The sequence below is a fragment of the Streptomyces sp. NPDC058741 genome (genome assembly GCF_042746715.1).
In the GTDB taxonomy this organism is placed as follows: Bacteria; Actinomycetota; Actinomycetes; order Streptomycetales; family Streptomycetaceae; genus Streptomyces.
The window spans coordinates 1-1,583 of the sequence record NZ_JBHYQH010000111.1; the positions used below are offsets into that span (position 1 = coordinate 1).

A 1,583-nucleotide genomic window follows, 5' to 3' on the forward strand; every position below is an offset into this window, starting at 1 on the left:
AGCTTGACGTTTAACGTCGCAGGTCACCCGACCTGCTGACCTGCGGTTATTTCCGGGACAGCGGAGGCGGCCGTTCTCCACGCTTCGAGATGTCGAGTCACGAAGTACAAGAGAACGGCCGCTGTGTATGAGTCTGTCTGCCGATGCGCCCACAGGCCAGGCGTTGGACGTGTTGTCCCGCTTTCGGGTCGAGTTCTACGAATGCCTCTACGCCCGCGCCGATGCGCTCTTCGAGCTCACCGACGCGGTGCTGTGCGCGGACGGGCCGGTGAAGACGCTGGTCGAGTTGTCGCTGGCGGCCGAGCACCGGCGTGGGCACGGCGCCCTGTACGCCGCTTTGGATCGGGGCTGGCTGGAACCGACGCGGTTGCGCCGGACCCTGGCCGGCCTGCCGCTGCCAAGGGCGGCCGACGGGCGGATCGTGCTGGCCGTGGACGTGTCGCACTGGCTGCGACCCGATGCCCCGACCAGCGACGAGAGGCTGTTCTGCCACGTCTACGGACGCGGTGACCGCAAGACGGACCAGTTCGTGCCAGGCTGGCCGTACTCCTTCGTTGCCGCTCTGGAAGCGGGCCGCACCTCTTGGGTGGCGATGCTGGACGCCGTGCGCCTGGGCCCCGCGGACGACGCGACCGCTGTCACCGCCACCCAACTACGCGATGTTGTCGGGCGGTTGATGCAGGCCGGGCACTGGAATCCGGGCGATCCCGAGATCCTGATCGTGATGGACTCCGGCTACGACGTCACCTACCTCTCCCACGCCCTGGGGGATCTGCCGGTGGTGCTGGTCGGGCGTCTGCGCTCGGACCGCGTCATGCTCCGTGACCCGGGCCCCGCGTGTTCCGGGCCCAAGGGCGGCCGCCCGCGCCGACACGGCGGCGTACTCACCTTCAGCAAGCCCGAGAGCTGGCACCAGCCCGAGGTCACCACAACTACGGACACCACCCGCTACGGCAAGGCCGAGGCGATGGCCTGGGACCGGATGCACCCCCGACTCACCCATCGCGGCCCCTGGCTGAAGCACACCAAGGAGGAACTTCCCATCCTCCACGGCACGTTGATCCGGCTGAAGGTCGAGCACCTGCCTGGCGACCGCGACCCGAAACCGGTCTGGCTGTGGTGTTCGGCGACCGGCGCCACCGGCACGGATATCGACCGCTGGTGGCAGTCGTTCCTCCGCCGCTTCGACCTGGAGCACACGTTCCGGCTGATGAAGCAGACGCTCGGCTGGACCGCCCCGAAGGTCCGCCACGCGGACACCGCCGACCTGTGGACCTGGCTCGTCATCGCCGCCCACACCCAGCTCCGCCTCGCCCGACCCCTCGCCGAAGACCTCCGCCGCCCCTGGGAACGCCGCACCGAACCACGACGCCTCACCCCCGCCCGCGTCCGCCGCGGGTTTCGCAACCTCCGACCGACCGCGGCCCGCCCGGCAGCCGCACCGAAACCGTCCCGCCCCGGCCCCGGGCGGCCGCCCGGCTCGAAGAACAGACACCGCGCCAAGCGCCACGACGTCGGCAAGACCGTCAAACGCGCCGAGACCATCAAGGAACACGAAGCCCGCCGAGGATAAACGTCAAGCT

Annotated in this window: 1 protein-coding gene; it reads left to right on the forward strand. The window is 69.6% G+C overall.

What is annotated here, in order from left to right; translation table 11 throughout:
* Nucleotides 1-127: 127 nt before the first annotated feature.
* The gene (locus tag ACFW6P_RS32075) at nucleotides 128-1,573 is read left to right on the forward strand and encodes an NF041680 family putative transposase (protein WP_386425801.1); all 1,446 of its coding nucleotides are present in this window, start codon (nucleotides 128-130) and stop codon (nucleotides 1,571-1,573) included.
* The last annotated feature ends 10 nt before the right edge of the window (nucleotides 1,574-1,583 follow it).

What these genes read in the sequence shown, in the direction of transcription:
- ACFW6P_RS32075 (WP_386425801.1), top strand. Translation starts at nt 128, where the DNA reads ATGAGTCTGTCTGCCGATGCGCCCACAGGCCAGGCGTTGGACGTGTTG.